This window comes from Candidatus Methylacidithermus pantelleriae, assembly GCF_905250085.1.
In the GTDB taxonomy this organism is placed as follows: domain Bacteria; phylum Verrucomicrobiota; class Verrucomicrobiia; order Methylacidiphilales; family Methylacidiphilaceae; genus Methylacidithermus; species Methylacidithermus pantelleriae.
The window spans coordinates 1-2,137 of the sequence record NZ_CAJNOB010000068.1 but is presented as its reverse complement, the minus strand read 5'-3'; the positions used below and the strand labels follow the sequence as shown (position 1 = coordinate 2,137).

Annotated in this window: 1 protein-coding gene; it reads right to left on the bottom strand. The window is 59.9% G+C overall.

The features are described from left to right. Positions 1-591: 591 nt before the first annotated feature. On the bottom strand, positions 592-2,137 hold a 1,546-nt coding region (locus tag KK925_RS10355), incomplete at its 5' end, for an RHS repeat domain-containing protein (protein ID WP_174583588.1).

Here is a 2,137-nt window from a genome sequence, read left to right as displayed (position 1 = left end):
CGCTCTGACGCTGGCGGGAATCTATCCATTCGGCCAGTCGTCCAGTTAGCCTGGGTCTTTTCAAGGGTGCCTGAGCTAGTGCCTATAAATGGCTGGAGCTATTCCCCGGACCTTGCGTTCGCCGAGCCCGCCGCGCGTCTTGTCTGGCTCTTATCCATCTGAACCACCCGAGTGCACCGAGAGAGAGAGCGACCAAACTGCCCAGGATGAGCAGAACCGGCAAGAACGTAGGAGATTTGAGGAACCCTAACAGTGTGACGACCGCCAGAACTATCCCCCCAATCCCCACCGCCGACCAGACAAGCGCGGCTTGAAGAAGCAGCGGGGCGGCAAGCTCCGCCGGGGTAGCCCCCTGGTGTCCATCTCCCGCCTGATGGTCGATGTTCCTGGTGCTTCTAGACTTGCTCTTCCGCAATCTCCGGTAGCCGAGCACTACATCAAGCGTGGAGATGCCGATGATGTACAGGCCCACATGGGGCTGACTGCCTACGAACCAAAGAGCAGCACCAGTCAGAATTCCCAAGAGCCCAATTGTTACTGCTGCGCCTGCTAGATGATCCGACAGCTGGTTAGGAGTCCGCATTGAACCGCTCATGGGGATGTGGGATCAAGGATGTTTACGCCCGTAATAGCTTCCGAAGTACCTCCAACCAAGCAGCCTGCAAGAGCTCCGGCGAGAGGCGTGGCCTCTCCAGCGATTGGAACGTACTCCCCATACTCAGCTCCGACGAGGCCGCCACCAATGCAACCAAGCACCCCTTCTTCAAGTTGCTCCCAGTTGAAGGGTTCCGCCTCAATCTGCGCCAGTGTCTGGGACTCCTGACATGAAGCGTAGTTCTCCGGGGTGAGGAAACAGTAGGTGGTGTCTCTTCCGTTGGGGTCGGTGATGACGTTCGGCAAGTCTTGCGCGTAGAGGTAGCGGTGGAGCGTCATAGGATTGGAAAGGTGTCCTCCTACCGGATCCATCTGAGTCCACCGCATCGCGTCGGGGTTGTAGAAGCGATCCCCGAACTTGTAGAAGCCAGTCTGTGAGTCGTTCAATCCGGCAGCGAACCCCCATGGATTGCTCACGGATGTCCCCTGGGTCGGGTCTTCGGTCATCTTCCCATACGGCTCGTAGCGGTAGGTGGTACCGCCCACCAGGTTGCCCGAGTCGTTGGTGAGCCCGATTACGGACCCGAGTGAATCAAACAAGTAGTAGTAGTGGACCGCTGAAGATCCACTCTGAGCGACCCGCTCTTCCACCAGGGTTCCCATGTTGTCCCGCGCGAACGTCGTGGTGTTGGCGGTCCCGGAGTTCGGCGCGACGGAAGACTGACCGAGCAGGTTATAGCCGTAGCGCAGGCTCCCTTCGGTGATGAGGCGCACCTGGTTGGCGTCCTGGTACGACAGCGACACTTGCGAGGACCCGGGCGGCGTGATCGACGTCGTCTGCTGTTTGGCGTCGTAGGCGAAGGAGTAGTCGGAGCTTGTGCCGGGAGCGTTGATGGAGGTCAGCCCACCAGCTCCGTCGTAGCCGTAGGATGTGGCCGAACTCGCCCCACACCCGGACGTGCTGTCGGGGTAGCTGCAGTAGAGCTCGTTGTCTTCGTTGTAGGCGTAGTCGGTGGTGGATGAGCCGACCAGCTTAGAGATGATGTTTCCTACCGGGTCGTAGTTGTAGTGGTAGGTGTCGGTCGTGGCCCCCGAAGAGTTGGTCGTGGTTGCACCCTGGAGGCGACTAACCTTTGAGTAGGTGTAGTTCGTGGTTAGGTTCGCCACCTTGTCGCTCTGCTGCTGCAACAGGGCGGTGTCGGCCCCCGAGCAGCCGTTGTCTTTGTAGCAGTAGGTGTAGTGCACCAGCGGGGTGGGGCTGTTGGGCCCGGTCACGGTCGTGTCCTTGATCCGGTCCGAGGAGTCGTAGCCGATCTTCATGGCCACGTTATTGGGGTAGTCGGTCTCGGTCCGCAGGGTGTCGCGTGGATCCCCGTATTGGAACGTTGTCTTGCCCCCATCCTGGTCGGTGACGCTCGTGGCCATGTTGACCGGGCTGTAGGTGTAGGTGGCAGTGGCTGCGGAGCCGGTCTGGATCTGGGTCAGGTTGGAGGAGCGGTCGTAGAAGTAGTTGAGGTTGGGATCAGTGCCGGTGGGCGGGGTC